This window comes from Pseudomonas sp. CROZ-RG-20F-R04-15 (genome assembly GCF_022662375.1).
Lineage (GTDB): Bacteria > Pseudomonadota > Gammaproteobacteria > Pseudomonadales > Pseudomonadaceae > Aquipseudomonas.
The window spans coordinates 1-378 of record NZ_JAKNQL010000078.1 but is presented as its reverse complement, the minus strand read 5'-3'; the positions used below and the strand labels follow the sequence as shown (position 1 = coordinate 378).

General features: G+C 63.0%; 1 pseudogene. It reads left to right on the top strand.

What is annotated here, in order from left to right:
- Positions 1-378 (top strand): annotated as a pseudogene (locus L8H52_RS30345) (RHS repeat protein); the annotation flags it as partial.

Below are 378 nucleotides of genomic sequence, written 5' to 3'. Positions count from 1 at the left end.
CGTTTGATCGGCGTCGACGATGGCCAGAACCACCCGCTGGCCTTCGAGTACGACCGCCAGGATCGGCTGATCACCGAACATCAGGGCTGGGGCACCCTGCGCTACCGCTACGACGCCTGCGGTCAGCTCAAGCGCTTGCGTCTGCCGGACAACAGCGTGCTCGACTACTACCACGCCAAGGGCGGTGCGCTGACCGGCATCGACCTCAATGGCGCGGAGCTGAGCCGCCATGTCTACCAGTCAGGTCACGAACAACAACGCCAGCAAGGCCTGCTGCTCAGCGAATACTCTTACGACGATCAGGGACGATTACTCGCCCACGCCGTAGGCCATCAGCGCGATGCGCTGTACCGCCGCGATTATGCCTACAGCGCCAAT